Genomic DNA, 26,449 nt, shown 5'->3' with positions numbered 1-26,449 from the left:
CCCGAACTCAGCAGTGAAACGCGCATGCGCCGATGGTAGTGTGGCTCAAGCCATGCAAGAGTAGGTCACCGCCAGGGGCTTTATCCCGAAGGCCCGGTCTTTAACTAGACCGGGCCTTCTTCTTTTTATGGGTTGTAGAACCTGTCCGCAGGACAGGGGCTGCAACAGGTCACCGCCAGGGGCTTTATCCAAAAACCCGCTACGTGCACACGTAGCGGGTTTTTTCTTTGATGGGTTGTAGAACATGTCCGAGTGCCTGCTATGCGTGATGTTTGACGCCATGCGCGCCCAGCGAGTCAAGGGCACGAAGACCTGGTGACAGGTCGTCCATTACGGATCTAAGGTGTGAAGGTTGCTTTCCCGAAGAGTCCGTCGATGTCCGTGAGCCAACAGCCCGCCCACACCATGTTGTCTTCTGCGTGGAGCGCCCTGGGTGGCGATCCGGCCACACTCGATGCGGCGGCATTTGTCGAAGTGGGTGCGCTGCCGGCATTTTTTCCGGTCACCGATCTTGCCTCCGCCACGATGGCTGCAGCTGGGCTCGCCATCAGTGAACTGCGCAACCATGCGTCATCCGCATCGCCGGCGGCGGTCACCGTCGATCGCCGCCTGGCCTCGATGTGGTTCCACTGGTCGCAACGTCCCATCGGCTGGACACCGCCTGCACCGTGGGACCCCATTGCGGGCGACTACCTGGCAAGCGATGGCTGGATTCGCCTGCACACCAATGCGCCGCATCATCGCAAGGCGGCCGAGCGAATTCTTGGCGAACACCAGGACAAGGCTGGCATGGCGAAGGCCGTAGGCGCATGGAAGAAGGCCGAGCTAGAGCACGCCATCGTCGACGTAGGCGGTTGTGCCGCCGAGATGCGATCGCTCATCAGCTGGGCCGATCACCCACAAGGCATCGCGGTTGCCAGCGAACCATTGATACACCGGCAGCCGATGCAGGATGAGAACCGCTCTTCGTGGCGGCCGGATACCACGCGTCCCCTCCATGGATTGCGCGTATTGGATCTCACCCGTGTCCTGGCTGGCCCGGCGGCGACGCGATTCCTCGCAGCCTATGGTGCCGATGTCCTACGTATTGATCCGCCGACCTGGGACGAGCCGGGCTTGAGCACCGACCTCACCCTAGGCAAGCGATGCGCACGGCTGGATCTGCGTAAGCAGGACGACCGCGCGATCTTCGAAAATCTGCTTTCTACAACCGACATCCTGGTGCACGGCTATCGTCCTGATGCGCTGGAGCGTTTAGGCTTCGGCGTCGAAGCGCGTCGTCGTTTGGCGCCCGGCCTCATCGACGTTTGCCTGGATGCCTACGGCTGGACAGGCCCCTGGGCCGGCCGCCGCGGCTTCGACAGCCTGGTACAGATGAGCACCGGCATCGCTGATGCTGGTATGCAAGCGTCCGGTGCCGACAAGCCGAAGCCGTTGCCGGTGCAGGCGCTCGATCACGGCACCGGTTATCTCATGGCCGCCGCGGCAGTACGCGGTATCACCGAGCGGTTGAAGACAGGACGCGGCATGCAAGCGCGGTTGTCCCTCGCGCGCACCGCCAAATTCCTGCCCGATCACGCCACGCCCAACGACACCACACCAATCGCCGCCGAGACGCCGGCAGACCTGGATCCCTGGCCGGAACACACGACGTGGGGTGAAGCGCGTCGCGTTCGGTGGCCGGTGGCCATGGATGGATGCGAAGCGAAATGGAACTACGCGGCCAGTCCGCTAGGCTCGTCACCCGCCGAGTGGGTTTGAATCCGCGCGCCGCTACTAGCGCCGCTACTAGGGGTCAGAGTCATAGTAGGGGTCAGCGCCCCACTAGAGGTCAGAGTCATAGGGCCATTTACGACGCACAAAAGATTTCTTACGCCTCTTGCAGCGTCACATGCATACGCCTGTAGTCGCGCCGATATTTGGAGGCCAGTCCAGTCTTCTGCGCGCTGGTAAGAATTTTTCCCGACAACTGGAAAAAGATCTTCTCCTCTTCGCGTAAATGATCGTGCAACTCCTTCGATAGCTTATGCACCGTCGCCATCCAGCCGCGTCCAGCGTGGTCGCGTGTCTGCAGGTCTTCCACCATCTCGTCCATCTTGTGATGGTCGGCCAGGGCATCGCGGGAGGCGTGTAGCCCGCGGTCGTCCATCAGGATCGGGGCATAGAGGTATCGCTCCTCGGCGGCCTCATGGGCGGCCAGCTCGATCCGCAGGGTCGTGAATACCTCCACACGGTGCTCGCCTGGGTGGGACAGCATCAACTTGCGGATCAGCGACCGCTGGATGGCGTGGCTCTCGCGCAGGGCTTCGAAGATCGTCTCTTTCACGCCAGGTGCCTCTCTATGCCGGGAATTGGCGAACAGCCTGCCGTCCAGGCCAGAAAGGCCGCGTGATCGCCCGAACCGCTGGTACTTGCGACACAAATAGCTCAAGATCGTACGATCTTGCGAACAGTAGTTGGTGGAAACGGGCAATGAAGCAGCCGTGGCAGGTAATTCTTCGATGGAGTGCCCTCGCCATCGCGCTGGCATGTGCGGGCTGCAATGGACCATCTGGACCGAAGCCCACCGCGTCGGCCGTTTGGGTGGGCAGCGCGGACGGAGGTGCCTGGATCGATTGCCAGCCGATGGAAGACCGCCGCTTTCGCTGCGCGATCTACGGCAACGCAAAGAACCTGCTTGAAGACAGTGAATTCCTTACCTACCGATCGTTCGACATCGACAGCCTGCGCGCGCAATACGACAGCTACAACGGCGACGAAATCGTGCTGAAGGACAACACGACGCTCAAGCGCGATCCAAGCCACACGCACACGTATTAACCAAGGGCAGGAATTGGAGGTCCAGGTTGATCATTCGAGTATCGCCTTACGAACGCGAGCTATTGTTGACCTGCCCCGAGACCGAGGATCTGACGCGCACCATGGTGCTGGATCAGCAGAGCCTCGTGGGATCAGAGGAACAGGTCGATGCATTACGCGATGCGTGCTCGGAAGCACTGCAGAGAATCGGGTTTGACGTGAGCTACGACCTGACCGCGGAAGGACGGGTTCTAGAAGACCTGATCGACAAGCTTTTTATCCGATGAAGGGCCCGGTTCGGTAGCAAGAACTTGCTCGTTGACAACTATCCGCGCCGCGCGGAAATTCTCTCCCCAAGCCGCCATCCAGCGCTGGCTAACAGGGGAAAAATCAAATGCGTCTCGCTTGGCAAAGGATCTGCCTGACGGCAGTGGTGTCCGTCTTTCCCCTGGTCGTGCTCGACCTGAGGCCTGATGTTCTTGTGCAAATTGCTGCGCATGGGCTTCCAGTTTATTCTACGTGCTCTAACACGACTGACTGACATCGGCCACGTGCAGTGATGCTTTCCGCCTGGCGGAGAAGAGGCCGATGGGAACTTGTCTGTAAATGGCGAACAGTCGCGATTGACCTGGCGCCGACGAGGTAAGTAGGCCAAGGAGTCTTCGTAGATGTACCGTGCTGAGCTGGTAACTGCGGGAGTGATAGCAATGTTTCTAGCTCCCTCGGTGCTTGCCACTAGTCGACCGGACTTGGCCAGCATGTGTCAATTGGTAGAGCATCCGGCGGCATTTATCGAACGAAGGGTCGAACTTGAAGTGGATTTTTCGCTTCCTCCCCACGGTCACGTACTGATCGGGGATCCAATGTGCGCCAAGGGCGCTGGCCTCTTGTTTCGCTTCGACCCATTGGCCAGGACGACACGCGGCGTGAAAGACCTGTTTCGCTATGCCGCAACGCATGGCATGTCGGGTCGCGCAGTTATGCGAGGCACACTCCGACGTGACGATGATCCGCAGTTAGATCCAGTCTTCTACGTTGATACGGTGCTGTATATCTCAGACGACAAATAGAACGCATAGCAGACATGGCGATGGCTGCAATCACAATTGGCACCCTTGGTAAGGGCGAGGAAGCTGCTGCGGTTGGCAAAGATGTTGTTCAGGCGGCGGAAGATGTAGCAAAAGAGGTGGGTTCACTCTTCCACTACACGAACGCAGTAGGAGCGGCTGCCATTGAATCGTCCAGAGTCATTAAACCGGATGCGTCAGGAAGAGTGTTCTTGACTACGGATAAGATAGCGTCAGAGGATACGAACAGTGCTTTGTTCATAGGGCAGGACGCCTTCACCGAGGCGCCATTCGGGATGGGCGCAATGCAACGACGACGGTGCAGAAAAATGACCACTAGTTCTTTGATCATTGACGACTTCTATGACTTGCCCAGGCGTGTCCGGCAGCCCGATACTCGCCCGGATACATCGAAACGTAATCGCAGCCATCAAAGGGGCAAACAAGCAGGGAGGGTTCAGCCCAGACAATTGGGACAAGTGGCTGGTCATCGACGAGAAGCGTCGTGAGTGGGGCATTGCCGTGGAGAGGGTCCGTGGCCATTCCAGTTGGAGACGGATGACGGATGCGGAAAGACAAGTGCTTGCCACGGACCTTCTTGCTCCATTCACGGTGGATGACGAGGTCCTTGGTAAGTTTCTTCGTGCAGTTGCGGATTCCACCGAAAATTGAACCTAGCCTTATCTGTGACTCAATCGGCGAACCGCGACGCCTGGAGTTCTTGGATACTCGCGTATTGCCTCAGTACAAAGCGGACCTGGGCTGACCACAACTGTCGCGAGTGATGCGCAGATGGCGGAATTCGGGAGCGGTGGCGGCGTGGTAACCCATAGCTTGGGGACGGCAAACCCCGTAAAGCAAAACATGGACGTTGGTCAGCCCGTCATCGAGCCAAAAACCATTGTTAGTCCAGGTCAATAGTGAAAGTTAAACCCATCAAAATCGAACTTGACGATGAACAGAAGAAATTCTTCAAGAGTGCGTCAACGAGTCGCTACCAGATCACGCCAGGAAAAAGCTACCTCGTTTTTTCAATTGAGTTTGTGCCCGGCTCGGTGACGGATTTTACTCTCTATCGAATCGTGGACGATGGAGGAAGATTGCTGCCGGTGCCAGCTTGCCTGATGGAAATTGTCGACCGGCGTTGTTCAAAGTATTGGCAAGCAGTTTACAACCAGGAGCGATTCTCCCTGGTCCTCGAGCCGGTCGAGTTTGCGGACGATCCCTACCTTAGCGAAGCGATTCTTGACGGTGAGCCGGACGCCGTAGCCGTCTTTCGGCTTATACAGGAAAGAATGGAAAGTGAAGGGCGCTAGTGTTGTCGGCGCTTGGCGAAAGCCAAAGGAGTGGTCGGTGACCAAGTCGGCGATGCAGGAAAGACCGTAGTCGGCGGAACCATAGACGCCGCGAAAACCAAGGCTTGCGATCACACGGGTACCTGCAGATGACATCCAAAGTAATCGGACAATCGCGGCATCTCAGGCGCACTGTTTCGCCCTACATGGGGCAAATCATCATTCTGTCGCTTACAACCCTTTTCGTCTTGTTCGTGTCCATAAAGGAACACAAGTGGGGCCCTCTTCTGCCGGCCCCTGTTATTTGGCTGCTATTCTCGATTCTGACTTACATCGGGCTAAAATATAAAATAAGTTGGACCGATAAAGAGGTTTGCCAAGAGGCGAGCGGCGGTCCGAAAGTTTGCATCCCGTACAGCGAGATAACAAACGTCACGTCAGAGATATCCAAGCCGGGCGAGATCCTTGCCGCATCGCGACCGTTCAGACGGATAGCGATTTATGCTGGCGATCCCCAAGGCACAGGAAAATTCATCGACGTATCGTTGAAGCATTTTGCTGCTGATGATGTGCGCAAACTCATGCGCGTAGTCCACGATCGTCGCCCTGATCTGGTCCTTCCGAAAAATTGGACGGAATAACAAATCGCAAGTGAAGCATGTCGAGAACCTTGCACGAATGCAGCGCATTAGACAGATAGCTCTGGGAGTGATGGCCACTCTTCTTGCATTTCCAGTTCTTGCCGATGATCGGCCGGACTTGGCCATGACGATGACCCACGATCAGATCCAGTCTTCTACGTTGATTTGGTACCGTATATCTCAGACGAAACCAATAGAACGCGACACTAACTGAAAAGTGGTCCATCGAGGAATAGCTAGAATGTTCCGTGCGCGCGCGCAAACTTGTTGTTCTCTACTACTCGTTGTTTCCTGCTCATCTTGGTCGATGAATGAAGGTGCATCGCTATCGAAGCCTGCGCGCAGCTGGGAGGGTAAGGCCCTGGCAGGAGGCCGAAATGATATTTCGGGAGCGGTGTTCGGTCGTGTTCAGTAGGTGGAGCAGCGTCCATCAGCCAACTGGGCGAGCGCCCAAGAAGCGTCTGGCCACTGCCTTCTTTTATGTCAGTGTTCCTTTTCTGATACTTGGTCCCTTGCTGTTTGTCTATGTGGGTTCGTTGTTTTTAGACAAACAAAAATCCGGAGCTATTGTCGCGGATGGCTACATCGCTATAGCGATACCTTTGTCAATCATTGCTGTCGGGCTGCTCGCTAATTTTCTATCAAGAAAAGTATTGAAGAATCAGGAGCATTAAAGGTAGCGCGATTGCAGGAAGGCAAAGGTGGCGCGAAGGCCCTGGGCTTCTCCGCCGCGTGGTACAGCTCGCATCGAGCTCTCCCGCTTTCTCACGCAGCACGAAGGAAAATGGCATGGACGCGTACACCATTTCGACAGCCCGATCCCGATTCTTCAACGAAGATCAAGAAGCACCATCCGCGTTTACAACGCTGGGATGGCGTGGCGCGGTTCTATATCGCGACTGCCATGGCGTGCAGCGTATGCCCAGAATTCTCTGGGATGCCATTTGCGCCGCGACGAGGGCTCATGCCTGGCGCATTTGCGGCTACAGCTTGCTCGGTGAAGATGAAGATGAAGAGCCTTGCCACCTCATCGCCGCTGAATATGAAAAGTTCGCCGACGACAAGTCCAACCCAGCGATCGAGTCTCCCGTATGGGTCGCATACGACTCGTCCGAGACATGGGCCGTACTGGCTGACACGGACACCACTACCTTTGGCTGCGCTTCCGAGGTGGCGACCGCCATTGATGGCTACTTGGATAACTACGGCACCAGCCTGCGCAAACTGACCGAGAGTGACTACGGTCCGGCAGAGGAGTGGAGCTATCTGGAGTCCGTGTTGCGCGAAAAGGCGCCCTAGAGATAGCGCGTCTGCAAGAACGCAAACATTGCGCGCAAACCCTGCGCCTCGCCGCCCCTCGGCTTACCCGGCCTGTCCGCGTCGTTCCACGAATACGTGTCCAGATGCAGCCACGGCGTGTCCTGTGGAACAAACCTATCCAGATACAGCGCTGCGGTCACCGCGCCTGCAAGGCGCGAGGTGCCGGCGTTGGCGAAGTCGGCGATGTAGCTTTCAATCATGCGGCGGTAGGGCCGCCACAGGGGGAGTTGCCACAACGGGTCGTTTACGCGGCGGCCGGCGGCGACGAGGTCGATGGCCAGCTGGTCGTCGTTGGTGAAGACGGCGGGGATGTCGGGGCCTAGGGCGACGCGGGCGGCGCCCGTCAGCGTGGCGAAGTCGACGATCAGGTCGGGGGTTTGTTCAGTGGCGTAGGTCAGTGCATCGCATAGCACCAGGCGGCCTTCGGCGTCGGTGTTGTCGATCTCTACCGTCAGCCCGGCGCGGGTGCGGACGATGTCGCCGGGGCGCATGGCGTTGCCGGCGATGGAATTCTCGACCGCGGCAATGAGTACCGTCAGGCGCACCGGCAGCCGCGTGGTCATGATCAGCGAGGCCAGCGCGATGGCGTGGGCTGCGCCGCCCATGTCCTTCTTCATCCAGCGCATGCCGTCGGCGGGCTTGATGTCCAGGCCGCCGGAGTCGAAGCACACGCCCTTGCCCACGACTACAAGCTTCGGGTGGGATGGATCGCCCCAAGTGAGTTCGATCAGGCGCGGTTCGCGATGGCTGGCCCGGCCCACCATGTGGATGGTGGGGAAATTCCCGCTAAGGAGTTCGTCGCCTATCCAGTCGCGCAGCTTTGCGCCGTGTTCGCGAGCAAGTGTCTTGGCGAAGTTTGAAAGTTCTTCCGGGCCCATGTCTTCGGCCGGGGTATTCACCAGGTCGCGGACGATGAGCGTCGCGTCCACCAGCGGCTGCAGGGAGCCGAGCATTTCATCCACCAGCACCAGTGTTGCCGGCAGGCGCGGGGCTTTGCGATAGCGGCCGAAGTGATAGGCGCCCAACGCCCAGCCAAGTGCGGCGGCGAATTCGTCGATCGGCATGCCGTCGCCTGACAGAGCGTAGTTGCCCACGGGCAGGCGATAGGGCAGGCCGCCCAGGCTGGACATCGGATCGCTCGGGTCGACGCCCACAAGGATGCGGTCGAGTCGGCCTTCGCTGTCGGAGAGAAGGGTGGCGCTGCCAGGGGAGCCATCGAAGCCCGTGGTATCAAGCCAGGCTTGCTGGGCACTGGTGAGCCTGTCACGGACGTTCGGCAGGTGCTGCGCATCGACGGGCTCGATCAACGTCACCGGGCCGTTTACTGCGCTGCGTGCAATGAGCGAAGCCATGCTTTACGAACTCCTTTTGGGCCCCGCGAGCCGGCGGCGTGCCCTTCCCTGGGCCAATTGTACGCGGTGGATCAGGCGGCTGGCTGCGCCTGATCGAAATGATCGTCCAGCCAACTGGCCAGTAATGTCAGATTGGTGAATTCGAGGTCAGCACGGAATTCATCGGGTAGCGGCCATGGGCCACCCTCGCGGTTGAACCATACGGTTTGCATCCCGGCTTCCTTCGCGCCACGGACGTCCATTGTGGGGTCGTCGCCTACATGCAATACGTGGGCTGGGGGCACCCCCAGGCGATCGCTGACCAGTTCGAAGATGCGGCGATCGGGCTTGGCCACCCCCACCAGGGCAGAGCTGACATGCTGGTGGAAGAGGTGATGCAGCCCGATCACCGTCAGGTCTGCATTGCCGTTGGTGAGGGTCGCCACTGGCACGTGGGCCCGTATGCGCTCTAGCGCCGTCAGCGTGTCGGGGAAAAGCTCCACGTTGTTGCGGGCGGCGTAAAAGATGCGCCAGGCCTCGTCCACCGGGGGATTGGCTACGCCGCACGAAGCGAAGGCGCGCTCCATGGTGAGCCGGCGCAGGGCGCCCAGGTCGTGTCCCAGGTGGATGTGCTCATCGGCAATCTGGTCGCGCAGGTCACGCAGGGCCTGCACCGACCAGGCCCGGGCGACGTCCGGGTGGTGGTGGCGAAGCCAGCGGTCCACGCACTGTTCGGCCTCCAGGATGGCCGGAAGCACCGGCCACAAGGTGTCGTCGAGATCGAACGAGACAGCGCGGATATCCATCGGTCGGGAATTTTAGAGGGGCGGGTCGGGGTCAGCGGGTTAGGGGTCAGAGTAGTTACTCCGACCCCGACTTCTCAGCGCGGACCGCTGACCTTCAAGGTTTGTCCCAGCTTCACGCTATCGCCTTTCAAACCGTTCCACTGGCGGACCTTGGCGATGTCGGCGTTGTGCTTCTTGGCGATGGAGTACAGCGTGTCGCCGGGCTTTACCGTGTAGGTCTGTGCGGGCTTGGTGGCCTTGGCGATGCTCTTCGCGTTGCTCTTGGCGGTGTCAGCGTTATGACTCTGACCCCTAACCTGCCCAGCCTGGCCAACTTTCGCCGCTACGCCAGGTTCAGTGGACTTTTTTTTTGAGGCAGCCGCCTTGGCGATCGCCTCGTTGCGCTCGGCCTCGGCCTTGGCGATCTCGGCCTGCGTCGGAGCGGTGGAACCAAGGTTCACCTTATCCGACGGCTTCTCATGCGTATCCACGGCCGGCTTCGCCGTCGGCTTGCCGGCCACCGTCACCGCATCGGACGTGACCTTGGCGAACTTGCCGCCGATCTTCGCCTGGTCGCTGACGGTGATCGCGTCGGCGGTGATGCCTGCGAAACCTGCATGCGCCGTGGTGAACACGCTGCCGGTGACGCCAGCGAACTGCGACGGCGGCGCGGAGGCCGCCTTTTCTTTCGCGGCAGCGCGTGCGGCTGCGAGCTTCTCGGCCTTGGTGAGCGGGCGCGAAGGTGCGGCGGCCACTGCTGCCGCGGGAGCAGCTGCGGCGGCGGGAGCGGCGGTGGTCAGCGGCTCCGAAGCGCTGGCCTTGGCGCCCACGCTTGCCAGGATCCTTGCACGACGGCCGGCGTCGCCCGACACCAGCGCGGCGCCATCGGCGTAGGGCAGCAGGCTATGCGAACGCAGCAACGCCTTGCCGGCGCCGTCAGTGACGAAGTCCACTAGCGCCTTGGCGTCGGCGGCCTTCGGGCTGGCCGGGTTGGTTACCAGGTACAGCTGGGTGTACAGCGGGTAGGCGCCGCTGGCGACGGTGGACGTGCTCGGTGCCACGCCATCGACCGAAATCATCTTGAGCTTCTTGTTGCCGGCCGCGCCCGACAGCGTCGTAGCGCCAAAGCCACGTGTGTCCAGGCCAATGCCTTCTTCAAGCTTCGCCTGGTTCACATACAGGCGCGGCGCTGCCACCGGCTGGTTGCCGCGGCCGAACACCAGCTTGCGCAGGCTCCATTCCACGCCATCGCCCGGGCTGGCCGCGGCGTACACGTTGATGCCTTCGTCCTTGCCGCCGACATCCTTCCAGTTGGTGATCTTGCCGTAATAGATATCGTGCAGCTGCTGCATGGTGATGTTGGTCACCGGGTTGGATGCGTGGGTGATCAGCACCACGCCATCCCAAGCCACCGGCGTAAACGTCAAGCCGGCCTCGGCCGCGCCAGTGGCGGGGCGGGCCGTACCTGCGAGGTCGGCCTGGCCCTTCTCCAGCGCATCCAGGCCCGACGCCGTATTGAACGACTGCACTTCGATCTTGCCGTTGCCGGCCTTTTCCCAGGCCTTGGCCACGTCGCCCACCACGCCGCGTGCCACGGTGACATCGCCACGCCAGATCAACGGGCCGGCCGCGGCAAAGACAGAAGCGGAGGCCGCCACGGTAAGAAGGGCAGCGGAGACCACACGTGCAAGGCGAAGGGACATAGAAGCGAGCTACCTGAGAAGGACCGGGACCGGCGATATCTCGCAATTATGGCGTTACAAAAGGCAACGCGCGACCCTGGCCTTATTCAGCTATGTCGAGAACAGGACCGCGCAGCCAGGGAATTACAACACCACGTAGTACACCGAGTTGCTCCGTACCACTGTAAGCAAGAGCTGTCGGGCCTGTCCGCCGCCAAACGCCCGCAGCGCCTTGACGTTAGCCACCTGCCGTTGCCCCACGCCCACCACGATATCGCCCGCCCGGAGACCGGCGTTGTCGGCCGCGGATCCCTTCTTCACCAACGTGATGGCCGCACCGAAGGCACCATCGTTGCGCTGATCCCCAGCCAGATCGCTGAACACCACGCCGTCCAGACGAGGATCAACGGCGCTTCCCTCCACCGATGCCAGCTTCTCCGGCTCGATCTTCGCCGACACCTGGCGCGTCTGCCCGCCACGCGACACCGTCAGCTGCACCGATGTATCCAGCGGCAACAGGCCTTCGGCATTGCGCACGTCCTGCGCCGAACGCACGGCCTTGCCATCCACCGTGCCCACCACATCGCCCACGCTTATACCGGCCACATCCGCCGGCGTGCCCGGCGTCACGCTGGTCACCACCGCGCCTTGCCCGGCCGGCACGCCAAGCGCCTTGGCCACGCGCGCGGTCACATCCTGCACTTCCAATCCCAACGTGCCGCGCCGCACCTTGCCGAACTTCAGGATCTGCCCCATCACCTGCGAAGCCAGGTTCGATGGAATGGCAAACCCAATACCGACATTCCCGCCGGAAGGAGAAAAGATCATCGTATTGATGCCCACCAGCTCCCCGCGCAGGTTCACCAACGCGCCGCCGCTATTACCGGGATTGATCGAAGCATCCGTCTGGATGAAGTTCTGATACCCCTTCGACCCCAGCCCCGAACGCCCGAGCGCCGACACCATGCCCGACGTCGCCGTCTGACCCAGCCCGAAGGGATCGCCCACAGCCACCACGAAATCGCCTACACGCAGCGCATCCGATGCGCCGACAGGCAGCGCCGTAAGCCTGTCGGCATCGATCTTCACCAGCGCCACATCGGTGTCAGGATCCGACCCCACCAGCCGTCCGGTAAACGAACGCCCATCCTGCAAGGTCACTTGGATGTCGTCCGCGCCCCCCACCACGTGATTGTTGGTAAGCACGTACCCCTTAGAAGCATCCACCACCACGCCCGAGCCCAGGCTCTGCTCCACGCGCTCGCGCGGCGTCCCCTGCAGCCCAAAAAACTGCCGAAACACCGGATCGTCAAAATACGCATTGGCAGACCGCACGCGCGTCTTGGTACTGATATTCACCACCGCTGGCGTGACCTTCGCCAGCATCGGCGCCAGCGAAGGCACCGGCTGGCCCTCCACCACGGGTGGAATGGCGGCGTCTGAAGGCGGCGCGGAACACCCCAGCGCCATCGACAACAAACCCAGTGGCAACCAGCGACGCAGGCCAAAACTCCGCATACCAAAGCTCCTTCACAAATGTGTCGATCCACTGCCCTTGGACTATGGTCGAACCGCCCGGGTTCCCAGCCCCGATGAGACAAAAATTACGCTTTACATCCGCCCCCGCCGGGGGTAACTTCACCTCCTGTCCGACCACAACATCTTGTGTTTGCGCCTACAGGCCGCACCTAGATCAAGTAGATAGGACAGGAAACTCAAGTACTCTGGCAGCTGGAAGTTGGGGGCAACGGAAGAGCGCCAGGTACCCACCGCACGAACGCAGCACCGTGGCCTTCCGGGGGGAGGGCAGGCGACCTGCTCTTTCCGGTGCATGACGACAACAGGCCCTAAGAGGCCGATGAAAAAAAAGGAACGTTCAACGATGAGTATCGTCCGCGCGCAAGCCGCAGCGCATGATTCGGCCATTCCGCTGCAGCCGGCCTCGCACGACATCTGGGACAAGAAGTACCGCCTGAAGGCCAAGTCCGGCGAACCGGTGGATGCTGATGTCGATGGCACCTACCAGCGCGTAGCCAAGGCACTGTCCGACGTGGAAACGACGGAAGAACTGCGCGCCACCTGGAACGACCGCTTCCTGTGGGCCCTGCGCCGCGGTGCCATCCCCGCCGGCCGCATCACCTCCAACGCCGGCGCGCTGGCGCACAAGCCCGCCACCAGCACCATCAACTGCACCGTCAGCGGCACCATCACCGATTCCATGGACGACATCCTGGAGAAGGTGCACGAGGCAGGCCTTACATTGAAAGCCGGCTGCGGCATCGGCTATGAATTCTCCACCCTGCGTCCGCGCGGGGCGTACGTGAGCGGCGCCGGCGCGCATACGTCGGGCCCGCTTAGCTTCATGGATATCTACGACAAGATGTGCTTCACCGTGTCGTCCGCCGGCGGCCGCCGCGGCGCGCAGATGGGCACGTTCGACATCAGCCATCCCGATGCCAAGGAATTCATCCGCGCCAAGCGCGAGGATGGCCGCCTGCGCCAGTTCAACCTGTCGCTGCTGATCACCGACGGCTTCATGGACGCCGTGGCCGACGATGCCGACTGGCCGCTGGTGTTCCCGGTGCACGTGAAGGAAGAGCACGAGGTCAACCTTCAGGATCCCGCGCAGGTGGTATGGCGCGAGTGGCCCACCACGCAGAACTACGTGGCCCGCGAAGACGGCCTGGTGGCCTGCAAGATCTACGGCCACATCCGCGCGCGGCACCTGTGGGACATGATCATGGTGTCCACGTACGACTTCGCCGAGCCAGGCTTCATCCTGATCGACCGCGTCAACGAGATGAACAACAACTGGTGGTGCGAGCACATCCGCGCCACCAACCCCTGCGTCACCGCCGACACCTGGGTGCAGACCGCCGAGGGCCCGAAGCAGGTCCTGGACCTTATCGGCTCCCCGTTCCAGGCTCGTGTGGATGGCAAGGACCACGCAACCGGCCCCGAAGGCTTCTTCCTTACCGCGCATAAGCCGGTAGTGAAGCTGGCCACGAAGGAAGGCCACGCCCTGCGCCTGACGGTCGACCACCGCGTGCGCAAGGTCACCTACAAGAGCCGCTGGGTGCTCAATACCGATTGGGTCGCCGCGGGCGAGCTCAAGGCCGGCGACGAAGTGCTGTTGAACGATCACCGCACCGGCGCTGAGTGGAACGGCAAGTACACCTTCGACGAAGGCTTCCTGCTGGGCCTGCTGGTGGGCGATGGCACGCTGAAGGCCGACAAGGCGGTGCTGTCGGTGTTCCATGCCGCCCAGGCGGTGAACGGTGGCGACGCGCACATCCCGCGCGGCGCCATGGCGCTGATGGACGCCGCCGAGACGGCTGCCCGCAGCATGCCGCACCGCGCCGACTTCAACGGCTTCAGTGCCGTTGGCGGCCGAAACGAATTCCGCATGTCCACCGGTGCCCTGCGCGAGCTGGCGCTGGAAGTAGGCATGACCCCGGGCAACAAGGTGATCGGCCCGAAGGTGGAACAGACCTCCAGCGCCTTCCACCGTGGCTTCCTGCGCGGCCTGTTCGACGCCGACGGTTCGGTGCAGGGCAGCCAGCTCAAGGGCATCAGCGTGCGTCTGGCGCAGTCGGACCTCGCCCGCCTGGAAGCCGCCCAGCGCATGCTGCTGCGCCTTGGCATCGCCTCCACCATCTACACCAACCGTCGCCAGGCCGGCAGCACCATGCTGCCCGATGGACGCGGTGGCATGGCCTCGTACGACACCCAGGCCCAGCACGAGCTGGTGATCGCCGGCGCCAACATCGCGCAGTTCAACGCCCAGGTGGGCTTCGCCGACCTCGACAAGCAGGACAAGCTCGATTCGCTGATCGCCGCCTTCAAGCGCAGGCCGAACGCCGAACGCTTCACCGCCACCATCGCATCCATTACTCCCGATGGCTCCGAAGCCGTCTACGACGTGCAGGTCCCCGGCATCAACACCTTCGACGCCAACGGCCTGCACGCCCACAACTGCGGCGAGCAGCCCCTGCCGCCGTACGGCAGCTGCCTGCTGGGCTCGATCAACCTCACCACCTTCGTCCGCGACCCGTTCGGCCCCAAGGCCCGGTTCGACTGGGACGAGTACCGCGAAGTGGTGAAGGTGTTCACCCGCATGCTGGACAACGTGGTGGAGATCAACGGCCTGCCGCTGGAAAAGCAGCGCCACGAGATCGAATCCAAGCGCCGCCACGGCATGGGCTTCCTGGGGCTCGGCTCCACGCTGACCATGCTGAAGATGCGCTATGGCACCGCCGATGCGGTGACCTTCACCGAAGATGTGTCCCGCGAAATGGCCGTGGCCGGCTGGGAAATGGCCCTGGACCTGGCCAAGGAAAAGGGCCCCGCGCCCCTGCTGGCGCAGGAGTTCGAGGTCACCGGTGAGATGCTGCGCAAGCGCCCGGAGATGGTCAAAGACGGCTACCAGGTGGGACAGAAGATCCGCGGCAGCGTGCTGCACGCCAAGTACAGCCGCTACATGCAGCGCGTGGCCGAAGTGGCCCCGGAGCTGGTGGCGAAGCTTGCCGAAACCGGCGCCCGCTTCACCCACCACAGCTCGATCGCCCCCACCGGCACCATCAGCCTTAGCCTGGCCAACAACGCCTCCAACGGCATCGAGCCCAGCTTCGCCCACCACTATTCGCGCAACGTGATCCGCGAGGGTAAGAAGAGCAAAGAGAAGGTCGAGGTGTACAGCTACGAGCTGCTGGCCTACCGCGCCCTGATCAATGCCGACGCCCTGCCGTTCTCGGAAGAGGCGAAATCCAAGCTCCCCGAATACTTCGTTTCGGCCGACGACATCAGCCCGAAGGAGCACGTGGACATCCAGGCCGCCAGCCAGAAATGGATTGATTCATCTATTTCCAAGACGGCCAACGTACCCACGGACTACCCGTACGAAGACTTCAAAGACATCTATTTTTACGCGTATAAGCAGGGTTTGAAGGGTTGCACCACCTTCCGTTTCAACCCCGCTGCATTCCAGGGTGTGTTGGTCAAGGAAAGCGATCTTGAGAGCACCCTCTACCGGTTTGAGTTGGAAGACGGTAGCGTTGTCGAACTGAAAGGCAATGAGCAGGTTGAATATGACGGAGAAATGCACTCCGCCGCCAACCTGTTTGATGCCTTGAAGGAAGGGTATTACGGCAAGTTCTGACCCGATAAAAAAACCGGAGAGGGTACAAAAGTATGTCCAACATCGATCAAATCAGCAGCCAGGGGAACCTGGATGTCGACCCCACTGCCAATGACCACGCTGCTACCGACGTAACGCCTGTCCCGGGTTCCGTCATCACCCGCAAGCCTCGCAAGGCTGCCAAGAAGGCCCCGGCCAAGAAGGCCGCCGCCAAGAAAGCTGCTCCGAAGAAGGCCGCCGCCAAGAAGGCTTCGAAGAAGGCTGCCAGCAAGAAGGCCGCCCCCAAGAAGGCTGCTGGTAAGAAGGTTGCCAAGAAGGCTTCGGCCAAGAAGGCTGCTCCGAAGAAGGCCGCTGGTAAGAAAGTTGCCAAGAAGGCTGGGGCTAAGAAGACCGCCAAGAAGGCCGTGAAGAAGGTCGCCCGCAAGGCAGCCTCCAAGAAGGTCGCCAAGAAGTCGGCCGGTCGCAAGGCCGCCACGAAGAAAGTCAGCCGCACCGCAGCGGTGAAGAAGGGCGCTCGCAAGGTTGCCCGTAAGGTCGCCGGTGCCGCCCGCAAGGCGGTGAAGGCTGTGAAGAAGGCAGGCCGCAAGGTCGCCAAGAAGGTTGCCCCGAAGAAGACGGCGAGGAAGCCCGCCGCGAAGAAGAAAGCCGCCGGAGCTGCGGTCAAGAGGTCCACTGCCAGCAAGAAGACGACCGCGCGTAAAGCCGCTCGTCGCAAGTAAGTAGTACCCATTCCGGCCCGGCGATCCGTCGCCGGGCCGGAATTCATTCCAGAATAAGAAAAGAGACAGAAATGGCCATCAAAATCGACAAGAAGATCAAGGGCTACCAGGTTGTAAAGCCGGAAGACAAGGCTGCCACTTCGGCGCCGGTCTCGGCCAAGGTAGAGCCGCCGATGGCCGAAGTGATCCAGATGCATGAAAGCGTCGAGCGCCCCGAGACGCTGATCGGCAGCACCTACAAGATCAAATCCCCGCTGGTGGAACACGCCCTGTACGTGACCGTCAACGACATCGTGCTGAACGCCGGCACCCCCCACGAACAGCGCCGCCCCTTCGAGGTGTTCATCAACTCGAAGAACATGGACCACTTCCAGTGGATCGTGGCGCTTACCCGAATCCTGTCGGCCGTGTTCCGCAAGGGCGGCGACGTGACGTTTATCGTGGAAGAGCTCAAGGCCGTGTTCGACCCGAAGGGCGGCTACTTCAAGGCCGGCGGCATCTACATGCCCAGCATCGTGGCCGAGATCGGCGCGGTGATCGAGCAGCACATGAAGAGCATCGGGCTGATCCACGACCCGGAGATGGATGAGTCGACGCGCCGGTTGATCGCTGAGAAGCGTGCGGCTTATGAGGGTGCGACGAAGAAGAAGGCTGAGCAGGTTACGGGCACGTTTGCGCCGGTGGCTAGCGAGAGTGCGAGTGGGTTCCCGCCTGGGGCGACGATGTGTGCGAAGTGCAATACGCAGGCGTTGGTGCTGATGGATGGGTGCCAGACTTGTTTGAATTGTGGGTATTCGAAGTGTGGGTGACCGCTATCAAATGAATTTGAAGGTTCACGGAACCTAGAATCCGTGAGCCTTTCGCTGTGGGTCTTGACCAAGTTGACTCCACGCTCACGAGCAAGCGTCAAATACATAAAAGTGAGTGGCGCGCATCGCGCCGCTCAAATTTCGCGTGCTCGATCCGATAAGGCGATTGCATTCAAGACCAAAGTTCCTTGCCTCGGTTTGGACAGTAGACGACATAGTTGGTTAACGGGAAGCTCCAAATGACAGAAGCTTATCTAGGTCCTAAGGCTGTTGCCGCTAAAATTTGGGGGCTTTGTAATGTCCTTCGAGGCGATGGAATAAGCTACAACCAGTACATCTCCGAACTTACATACCTATTGTTCCTTAAGATCGCCGAGGAGAACGGGACAGAAGCAAGTCTCCCAGTAGGCTATCGATGGAGAGATTTGGCTGCTTATTCCGGTCCTAATCTCTTGGGGTGGTATCAAGAGTTACTCACGCATCTCGGTGCAAGCGCTCCAAGTCCGATGGTTAGATCCATTTACACGTTCCCGACGACGGTATTCTCCCACTCTGAGAACCTGCGGGTACCTGTATCAGGATCCGAGGCGAAACTGCCAGCATGGCCCAGAGTGGCCATTGCCAGCCTGCCGCCCGCCAATGGGTTCGTGCTTTCCCTTCGTTATCGAATGAAAGATGGAGATAAGCCCTCTATCGGCTACCGCGCCCCTATTCCTCAGATCACCGAAATCTCACCCGTAAGGAATCTGGTAGTCACCAACATGCGGCGCTGGCGAAAGTACCGCGTTGGTGCTCCCCTTGCGTTCATATTGTCGATTATCGGCTTCATCGGAATGATCGTATCCATCGTTTGGATGATGGTAAATGTCTGGCGAAGTGGGCATCTGGAGGCCAACTACTTCAAGTGGTTGCTGGTTATGGTCAGCTTCGAGGGTATCTGGCTTGTCGCCCGCGACATCTATGCCGAGCGCGAGAAGGTTATTCCGAAGGGACTTCGTGTGTGGATGCAAACAGCGGGGGAGCCACTGAACGATTGGCAGCTTGATCTGGCAGTGGGGAAGAGATTGGCGGGAAGGCATTGGTACTCACGGCGCGAACGTAGCCCGGTTGAGAGCCCGACTACTGGCGTGCTGGAAACACGAACAAAGCTTGATAGAGGTCGATCGTGAAAAGTATTTACACGTCGAGAGCTTTCTGGCTGCGACAAGCTTTGTTTGCTTTCTTCTGGCTTTTTCTGTCCATTGTGCTGCTCTTTCGCACAGGGAGTATTGCAACCGCACCCCGCTTCTTCTTTGGAATGTGCGTGATTTTTCACGTCATTCTTGTTCTTTCTTATCCCATCGATTACTTGATAGATCGAATCTGTGGAAAAAGAGGTTTATAGAATGGTCGAATTACCATCGAATAGAGCTGCAGGGGAAATGAAGGAAGGTCTGGACACTTTGCCATCTGCATCAAAACTGGCAGGAACCTATCGCTATTCTCGCGTATATCCTTTGCTATTGACGGTTGTTCTCTTTGCACTTTCCTGGCGCGCCGTGGGTGCTGTCACCCGAGGGCATCAGCCGGTTTCTATGCAGCATGCCGTCATCTTCGCCTTTGGAGTGCTTTGCACACTTGGCATTGCCGTTCATTTCTACCGCTACAAAGCAGTTATCGAGGGCGCGACCTTACGCGTAGGTTCATTTCGTCCGAAGCAGTGCAACCTCCGAGAAGTTATCGCCACCGACCACATCTATGCGCGCAACGGAAGGTACTTCAACCTCTATTTCCTCGATGGTAGAAAAATCCATATTCCGACGTCGCTTCAGGATTTCACGAACCTTGAGCGTTCGATCATGGCGGAGATTCCGAAAGCTGGGGGACTGCTATGAAGGGATGTCCGCGCGGATCGTGCTGGCGACGGCCATACTAAGGTCGCTCGACACCGCGGTTACGCTCAGCGTCCGGTGCCAACACCAACTTTGCATCCGCGACCACGTATCGGACATACCGATAATCCCGAATAAAGCTAATCTTCCCCTCGCGCCATTCAAGCCACATCACATAGCTCGGCTTCGGATCCGTCCGGCTCTCAAAAACCGCGATCACCTCACGCCCTTCCAGCCACGCAGGCGCCAACCACACCCCATCGAACTTGGCGTAGGTGCTAAAGAACATCCCCACATCCTTGGCGCCGACGCGCATGGGATAGCTAGCTTGATGAAGCTTCACATCCCCCGCCAGAAGCGCACGCAAGCCATCCCAATCACGTTGGTTGAATAACGTCACATAGCGGGCGACTGCATCCGATGTCGGTCTTGCAACCGTTTGCCGGTCCGTCGCCATGTTGATCGCGCGAAGTCGTTCGCGTCCGCGGGCAAGGTGGGCTTTTACCGAATCCACGGTGAGGTCGAGAAGGCCCGCAATGTCGGCCAGCGATTCGTCCAGCACATCTTTCAGAATGATCACGCTGCGCTGGAGCACCGGCAGTTCCGTGAAGCGGGACACCGCCATCTTTATCGCTTCCTGCCGTATCAACATTTCCGCAGGGTCAGGCGCGTCGTCGTCCGCGACGTTGCTCGCCGCTTCGATCGGCTCCGCAGCGCGGATTGCCCGGCCGCGCAGGAGGTCCAGCGCCCGGTTATGTGCCACCCGAAATAGCCAGGCGCGAAATGTGGGCATGTCGCGCAGCTCATCAAAGGAGAGGAGCGCCTTCGTGAGCGTGTCCTGGACGACGTCTTCACCGTCGATGACCGAGCCCATCAGACGCGAGCAGTACCGATGGAGCTCAGGCCGCAACTCCCCGGCCAGGGCGATCAGCTCTGCTTGTCGCGCACCGTCCGAGGCGTTGTGGCCTTCAGTCAAGCTGCGGCTCCTTCCATCACGGTAACGCCATCGTCACCGTTGAGATCGTCCATGGTGCTTTTCCCGGTGATGCGATCAGACAGGCTGTCCGAGTGCAAGCCAGCCGGGCTGTTGCAGTTCGCTCGTCGTTTCCTCGCAGAAGCTGATCATCAATGCCGAGCTTTCGCTCGCATGCAGCTACTTGCGTCTTGATCAAATCCGGCGCGCCGGGCTTATTCGCACTGGCTTGATACGTTGGCAACACGCCTGCCTGGGCTGTCGTATGGCTCGAAGGATCCGGCGCGCTTCTGTTGCTTTGGTAATCCATGCTGGCGCGGTAAACCGAACTCAGCCCAATTCCCAGGAAAAGGAGAAAGCACTAGGTTTAGTTGACGCTCCCGCGTGCCCACCGGCTGGGTGATCCACGCCTCCCGCCGCACCAGTAAGCCCACTAGCACACGCCTTCGTTCTGTTAAAAAACGATGGCGAGATCCGTGCATCGGTGACGACTTCTTGCGCTATTGATCGTAAGAACGCGTTGAAGTCTGGAAATTGCAAAGGCTTGACTCGAAAAAACTTGCTCATTGACAGCCATAAATGTCGGGAGCAAATTTTTCCCATAAGCGGACAGCGCTCCGCTCAGGGGAAAAACCAGATGCGCATTTGGCAAGGGATCTGCCTGTCGGCAGTAGCGTTCGCTGTGCCCCTATTGGCGCTTGGCCAAAACCAAACGCTTGAAACCGAATATAAGAAACTCATCCAGGTCGACACCGACGTGTCGCCATTGGGAGCCAATCCTTTCGGAGAGAACATCAGCCTTTACGATGGATCGTTATCGTTCGAGCAGACCGACGTTAGCCTCAAGGGAACCGGACCACTGGTTACGGTCAGCCGTACATTCGCCGTAAGTAGCAACAACGAGACTCCGCTTAAATTCGAAGGCGCCTTTGGTGATTGGGAGCTAAACGTTCCCAGAATCGAGACCTATACGGCGAACCAGTTGAATGTCACTGCGTGGCAGGTTCCCGCCACAGATCCATTGGCACGGTGCACAAACTTTGAAGCCCCCCCCGTAGTCAACGGTATTGGAGGAACCGATCCATCCGAGCCCGAGACTTGGTGGTACGGCTATCACTTGATTATTCCCGGAGTTGGATCTCGAGTGCTTCAGCAGCCCTCCAGTACCAACACCGTCAAGCCAAGCGGAAAGACAATCGTAGCTATGACCAAGGACAACTGGGTCGTCAGTTGCGGGGTCACTACGGACACCGATGGTGGCGAGGGCTTCGTAGTTACGTCGCCGGGTGGAACCCAATACACATTCTCCCATTTGGTCTATCGCCCTATGGCCGCCAGCCTCAGGCCAGGAGGCTCGGGGCCCCAGGGTGCCTCCATCAACTTCACCTTCGCACCTCAAGCGAACGCGAACGACTCCGTCGCTCGTCGTGACGGTCTAATGATGGTTACCAAGGTCACCGACCGATTCGGCCAGTCAGTGACGTATAGCTATTCCGGTGATGACTTAACGCAAATCTCGGCGAGCGATGGACGTCTAGTGAAGCTTGCCTACGTTACAGGGACGCATCGTGTCCAGACGGCTAGCGTGACGACGTCGACGGGTGCGTCGAGAACATGGACCTATAGCTACACAAATGCGGGCCCGGTTTCGTCAGTGCCAACTCTATCGAGCGTCACTCTTCCGGATTCTAGTGCGTGGTCATTTAGCTTGGGAAATTTTCTCTATGCTCCGATCGTCACGCCCATCAATAACTGCGTGAACCCCGAGGCTGCGACGGGTTCACCAATCTACGGGTCAATAACACATCCTTCGGGGCTCGTCGGGACCTTCGGGGTCGAATCGATAACTCGCGGACGATCTTACGTCTTGAAGTCCTGCATCGGCGGTACGGCTAGCCCGGCCGAAATACCGCAAAACATCTTCGAGCTCGCTATAGCCAGTAAGAGTTTTAGCGGACCGGGCCTGCCGACGTACTCCTGGACCTATACATACTCACCAGCAAACGGCAGTTGGACGAGCGACCCCTGCGCCACTGCGCAAACATGTCCAACAACTGTTTGGACGGACTTGGTCGATCCGAATGGCAACGATACGCGATATACGTTCAGTAACCGCTACGACGAGACCGAGGGCCACGCAACGCGAACCGACTTCTACCAGGGATCTTCAAGCGGAACGCTCATACGTTCAGAGACTTACGGCTACGCATCATCCACAACAGGGCCTTGGGCTGCGCCCTACGTTTTCGAGCTTCAGAAAAGGACGAATTTTCACCAAACGGAGCAACTTACACCTGCTAACTCAACGATAGTGTCTCAGGATGGAAGTGCTTTCACGCGGTCGGTAAATTCCTTTGATGTCTTCGGAAATCCGACAACGGTGACGCGCGGTAGCAATACCGGTCAGCCATCAATTACAGAGACCACTACGTACCTTAACGATCTCGCTCATTGGGTCCTTGGTCTCCCACAGCAGGTAGTAAACAGCGGAACGGGCGAAGTCGAATCAAGTATCACCTACGAGTCAACCTATCAAACACCGACCTCTCGTGCGCGGTTTGGCCAGGTGCTCATGAACTACACGTTCGATTTCAGCACGGGCCAGCTTTCGGGCTTCACCGATGCGCTTGGACACACCACGACGCTTTCCAACTGGAAACGCGGTATCCCGCAGAATATTGGCTATCCCGCCGGGTCTGCCGGATGCTCCGGCGGCACGGCTAGTGAATCGCTTGTAGTAGATGACTATGGTCAGATTGCATCCATAACGAACCAAGCAGGTAACACAACGAACTACGAGTACGACGCCATGGGGCGAGTACGTTTGATTACGTTCCCGACAGGCGACGAGCAACCGTGGAACCAGGAGATCATATCTTTTGGACCGAACGCCAACGCATCTCACGATATAGCAGCAAATCATTGGGAGCGCGTCGTAAACCAGGGTTCGACTATAACCACGACGTGGTACGACGCTCTATTTCGTCCAATTCTGAGCCAGCGTGGCGGCTCCGGCGTAACTCCAATAACCTCGAGTTCGAGTTACGACTTTAAGGGTAACAAGATATTCCAGTCGTACCCTGTGGCTGGTGACCCTAACGTCGACGCGATGACCCTCGGTGTGACTACCGAATATGACGCTATTTCACGTCCTATTTCAGCGACGCAGTCATCTGAGCTGGGAAACCTCACGGTTGGCACGTCCTATTTAAGTGGCGCACGCAAGCAGGTAACCGACGCTAAAGGTAACGTAACGGTCACGGCCTTTCAGGTCTTTGACGAGCCAACGTTCGATAACGTTATCTCCGTAGCTGCGCCGGCTGGAATAACGCAGTCTATTACACGCGATATTTACGGTAACTTTCAATCAATAACGCAAGGTGGGGTTACAAAGTACTTCTATTACGACGGCTTCTATCGCCTCTGTAGAACGGAAGAGCCGGAATCTAAATCGGACGTAATGTCTTACGATGTTGCCAACAACCTCGCATGGACCGCTTCCGGTCAAGACATTTCGGGCTCGGACTGTGGGCAAGATCAAGTCGCGGAGGCTGCCCGAACGATTCACGGCTACGACAGCATGAATCGCGAGACCTCCGTTGCCTATCCCGCCCCTACCAATCCCACGACCATGTGTTATTCGCCCACGGGCAAACCCGAAGTCACCACTTCGGGAGTCGCCAGTTGGCAGTTTGCTTACAACAAGTTGGACGACCTCAGATCGGAAACGCTTTCGGTCGATGGACATGTCTGGCAACTCACATACACCCATGACCTCAACGGCGCGCTCTCGCAGACTCAGTATCCAAGTGGAAAGGCCGTCGCGTTCAATCCCGATGCGCTCGGTCGACCGACCACGGCGGGTAGCTACGCCACGGCTGCCACCTATTTCGCAGATGGCGACCTCCAGGCCTTTAACTTTGGAAACGGTGCATTGTACTCAGCGACAAAGAACAATCGTAATCTGCTCTCGAATTTCAGTTATGGAGTGGCCAATGGCATTTCCGTTTCGGAAGACTTGGCTTACGACGCCAACGCAAACATTACTCAGATTACCGATCTAACGAATGGTGGGCTGCGCGACAAGACATTTGGGTACGACGGAATTAATCGCCTCACTAGCGCAAGTGCGCCGAATCTTTGGGGTGCTGAAAACTACAGCTACGATGCGCTGAATAATATTAGCAGCCTTACCTCGAATGGCATGGTTAATACCTATAACTACGACGGAAGTCATCGATTGGCTTCGATTTCCCAAGGTTCGTCGTCGATAGGCACGTTTGGTTACGATGCACGAGGTAACGTTGTCAACCATAACAGCGCGAACCTTGTGTTCGACGAAGCCAACAGGCTCGTTCAATCAGTTGGAATGGACGCGTACGCTTACGATGCACGCGGGCGCCGAGTAAAGAGAACGACCTCCGGCGGTTCGACGGTGTACTACGGCTACAGCCAGGCTGGCCAGCTAATGTGGCAATACGATTCGTCGGCGACGACCGAGACCGACTTCATCTATTTAGGCAAGAAGCTGATTGCGAGTGCTGTAAACGCGACGATTCCAACGAACTCACCAACCCTAAGCGGGCCGGCAACGGCACAGGTAAATCAGCCTTACACGCTTACATGGACGGCGGTGCCGGGCGCTGCAACGTACCTGCTGCAAGAGCAAGTCAACGGGGCCGCATTCAATCCTGTAGTAAATGCGAATGAACTCAGTCAGTCGACAGGACACACGGGACCCGCTACGTTCGGGTACCAGGTTGAAGCTTGCAACGACGCAGGATGTGGACCACCTAGCAACTCGGTGAATATTGTTGTGCAGCCACCGCCTTCCGCGCCGGAAGCCCCCGCAACTGCGTCAGCTGTCCTTTCTAGCGACGCTTCGACCATTACGGTTAGTTGGGACCCAACGGCCGACACTACCAGCTATGTAGCTCAGCAGCAGTTGAATGGCGGCAGCTGGCAGCCGCTCTATACGGGAATGTCGACAACAACGAGTCTTTCAAGCGCCACAGAAGGTACGTATGGGTTCCAGGTTCACAGTTGCAACACCAATGGCTGCAGCGCATGGACGTCTGCAAGCGCAGTGGACGTTACGCATCTGGCGGTCGCCCCAGCCGCAATTAGCGTACCTCCGACGACCAACGGAAGCCTATCTGTTGGCTGGGCCGTAGGCAGTTACGCTACGTATTATTCGCTAGAACAAAGTGTTAATGGCGGTCCGTGGGTAAATATCATAAACCCCACGACAAACTCATGGTCTACGACGATCACGACATCGGGAACCTACGCGTACCGTGTGCGGTCGTGCAATGCGCATGGTTGCTCCAGTGCGTATAGCCCTACGGGGACAACCACTGCAACGATCGCGCCGGCGTCGGCGCCATCGATCTCCGTTCCGGCCTCTAGCAACACTGGAAGTTATACGGTCAGTTGGTCCGCTGTTGCTGGCGGAACCGCCTACACTCTACAAGAGCAGTCCAATGGCGGCGGCTTCACTAACGTCCAAGCGTCATCCGCAACGAGTTGGCCCACGGCTGGTCGCGGTAACGGAACGTATGGATATCGCGCCCAGGCCTGCAATGGAGGTGGCTGTGGCCCCTTCAGTTCTGTGGGTAGCGTCACCGTGGCATTGGTTCCGTCGGTGCCGACCGGCCTCGCTATTAGCCTCGTGAATGTCAATAAAGGCCTGGTCACGCTGAACTGGAATGCGGCAAGTGGCGCAACGGACTACAAGATCAAGTACGCATCCAGTAGCGCGAATGGAACAAGCGATGCTGGCGCGGCACTCACATTGACTGGCTTGTACAGGCCAGTCCACGGCCAAATCAGCTTCTACGTAGAGGCTTGTAACGCTTCCGGTTGCTCTCCTTGGAGCGCGGCTCTTAATACGGCACTCAACTCGGACTAGCTGCGATCCAATCTTGAGATTGCGGACAAGCGATTCAGCGTAGGCATCAGGATCAAATGTGAGGGTGGGCAATGATACGGACCGCATCGCGAGCGTGGAATCGGAGCTT

General features: G+C 59.0%; 19 protein-coding genes. 13 read left to right on the top strand and 6 right to left on the bottom strand.

Annotated features, from left to right (window positions below):
• Nucleotides 1-375: 375 nt before the first annotated feature.
• The gene (locus NDK18_RS18665; protein ID WP_250628659.1) at nucleotides 376-1,761 is read left to right on the top strand and encodes a CoA transferase; all 1,386 of its coding nucleotides are present in this window, start codon (nucleotides 376-378) and stop codon (nucleotides 1,759-1,761) included.
• Nucleotides 1,762-1,870: 109 nt separating this feature from the next.
• Here the strand turns inward: NDK18_RS18665 and NDK18_RS18660 are convergent, their stop codons facing one another.
• The gene (locus NDK18_RS18660) at nucleotides 1,871-2,326 is read right to left on the bottom strand and encodes a hemerythrin domain-containing protein (RefSeq protein WP_250624389.1); all 456 of its coding nucleotides are present in this window, start codon (nucleotides 2,324-2,326) and stop codon (nucleotides 1,871-1,873) included.
• 146 nt (nucleotides 2,327-2,472) lie between these two features.
• Between NDK18_RS18660 and NDK18_RS18655 the strand changes: the two genes are divergently transcribed.
• The 6 genes from NDK18_RS18655 (at nucleotide 2,473) to NDK18_RS18630 (ending at nucleotide 7,101) form a co-directional block, all read left to right on the top strand.
• A complete protein-coding gene (locus NDK18_RS18655) occupies nucleotides 2,473-2,820 on the top strand; it encodes a hypothetical protein (RefSeq protein ID WP_250628658.1) in 348 nt (115 codons plus the stop codon).
• Between the two features lie 26 nt (nucleotides 2,821-2,846).
• A complete protein-coding gene (locus NDK18_RS18650; protein ID WP_250624387.1) occupies nucleotides 2,847-3,086 on the top strand; it encodes a hypothetical protein in 240 nt (79 codons plus the stop codon).
• 381 nt (nucleotides 3,087-3,467) lie between these two features.
• A complete protein-coding gene (locus tag NDK18_RS18645) occupies nucleotides 3,468-3,869 on the top strand; it encodes a hypothetical protein (RefSeq protein ID WP_250628657.1) in 402 nt (133 codons plus the stop codon).
• A 917-nt stretch (nucleotides 3,870-4,786) separates the two neighbouring features.
• Nucleotides 4,787-5,182, top strand: coding sequence for a hypothetical protein (locus tag NDK18_RS18640; RefSeq protein WP_250628656.1), 396 nt, complete (start codon nucleotides 4,787-4,789; stop codon nucleotides 5,180-5,182).
• 128 nt (nucleotides 5,183-5,310) lie between these two features.
• Nucleotides 5,311-5,802, top strand: a complete 492-nt coding sequence (locus tag NDK18_RS18635) for a hypothetical protein (protein ID WP_250628655.1) — start codon at nucleotides 5,311-5,313, stop codon at nucleotides 5,800-5,802.
• 789 nt (nucleotides 5,803-6,591) lie between these two features.
• Nucleotides 6,592-7,101: a hypothetical protein gene (locus NDK18_RS18630; protein WP_250628654.1), complete on the top strand. Its 510-nt coding sequence runs from the start codon at nucleotides 6,592-6,594 to the stop codon at nucleotides 7,099-7,101.
• Here NDK18_RS18630 and NDK18_RS18625 read toward each other — a convergent pair.
• From NDK18_RS18625 to NDK18_RS18610, 4 genes are all read right to left on the bottom strand, one after another.
• Complete coding sequence (locus tag NDK18_RS18625) at nucleotides 7,098-8,474, bottom strand: leucyl aminopeptidase family protein (protein ID WP_250628653.1); 1,377 nt, start codon at nucleotides 8,472-8,474, stop codon at nucleotides 7,098-7,100. The two genes, NDK18_RS18630 and NDK18_RS18625, sit on opposite strands and share 4 nt — an antisense overlap.
• Nucleotides 8,475-8,545: 71 nt before the next feature.
• Nucleotides 8,546-9,259: an HAD family hydrolase gene (locus NDK18_RS18620; protein WP_250624382.1), complete on the bottom strand. Its 714-nt coding sequence runs from the start codon at nucleotides 9,257-9,259 to the stop codon at nucleotides 8,546-8,548.
• A 74-nt stretch (nucleotides 9,260-9,333) separates the two neighbouring features.
• Nucleotides 9,334-10,941, bottom strand: coding sequence for a LysM peptidoglycan-binding domain-containing protein (locus tag NDK18_RS18615; RefSeq protein WP_250628652.1), 1,608 nt, complete (start codon nucleotides 10,939-10,941; stop codon nucleotides 9,334-9,336).
• Between the two features lie 123 nt (nucleotides 10,942-11,064).
• Complete coding sequence (locus NDK18_RS18610; RefSeq protein ID WP_250628651.1) at nucleotides 11,065-12,438, bottom strand: Do family serine endopeptidase; 1,374 nt, start codon at nucleotides 12,436-12,438, stop codon at nucleotides 11,065-11,067.
• 364 nt (nucleotides 12,439-12,802) lie between these two features.
• Here NDK18_RS18610 and NDK18_RS18605 point away from each other — a divergent pair, with 364 nt between their 5' ends.
• From NDK18_RS18605 to NDK18_RS18585, 5 genes are all read left to right on the top strand, one after another.
• Nucleotides 12,803-16,078: an LAGLIDADG family homing endonuclease gene (locus tag NDK18_RS18605; protein ID WP_250628650.1), complete on the top strand. Its 3,276-nt coding sequence runs from the start codon at nucleotides 12,803-12,805 to the stop codon at nucleotides 16,076-16,078.
• A gap of 32 nt (nucleotides 16,079-16,110) precedes the next feature.
• Nucleotides 16,111-16,776, top strand: coding sequence for a hypothetical protein (locus NDK18_RS18600; RefSeq protein ID WP_250628649.1), 666 nt, complete (start codon nucleotides 16,111-16,113; stop codon nucleotides 16,774-16,776).
• A gap of 71 nt (nucleotides 16,777-16,847) precedes the next feature.
• Complete coding sequence (locus NDK18_RS18595; protein ID WP_250628648.1) at nucleotides 16,848-17,585, top strand: TSCPD domain-containing protein; 738 nt, start codon at nucleotides 16,848-16,850, stop codon at nucleotides 17,583-17,585.
• Between the two features lie 239 nt (nucleotides 17,586-17,824).
• Nucleotides 17,825-18,754, top strand: a complete 930-nt coding sequence (locus tag NDK18_RS18590; protein WP_250628647.1) for a type I restriction-modification system subunit M N-terminal domain-containing protein — start codon at nucleotides 17,825-17,827, stop codon at nucleotides 18,752-18,754.
• 216 nt (nucleotides 18,755-18,970) lie between these two features.
• Complete coding sequence (locus NDK18_RS18585; RefSeq protein ID WP_250628646.1) at nucleotides 18,971-19,459, top strand: hypothetical protein; 489 nt, start codon at nucleotides 18,971-18,973, stop codon at nucleotides 19,457-19,459.
• 37 nt (nucleotides 19,460-19,496) lie between these two features.
• On the opposite strand, the gene NDK18_RS18580 is transcribed toward NDK18_RS18585, so the two are convergent.
• Entirely contained in the window at nucleotides 19,497-20,432 is a 936-nt protein-coding gene (locus NDK18_RS18580) for a sigma-70 family RNA polymerase sigma factor (RefSeq protein WP_250628645.1), read from the bottom strand.
• 634 nt (nucleotides 20,433-21,066) lie between these two features.
• Here NDK18_RS18580 and NDK18_RS18575 point away from each other — a divergent pair.
• A complete protein-coding gene (locus NDK18_RS18575) occupies nucleotides 21,067-26,340 on the top strand; it encodes an RHS repeat domain-containing protein (RefSeq protein WP_250628644.1) in 5,274 nt (1,757 codons plus the stop codon).
• Nucleotides 26,341-26,449 lie beyond the last annotated feature (109 nt).

It is taken from the genome of Pinirhizobacter soli (genome assembly GCF_015905305.1).
Taxonomy (GTDB): Bacteria; Pseudomonadota; Gammaproteobacteria; order Xanthomonadales; family Rhodanobacteraceae; genus Pinirhizobacter; species Pinirhizobacter soli.
Note: the sequence above shows the minus strand (reverse complement) of the source record. Positions and strands in the feature narration are given on the sequence as shown.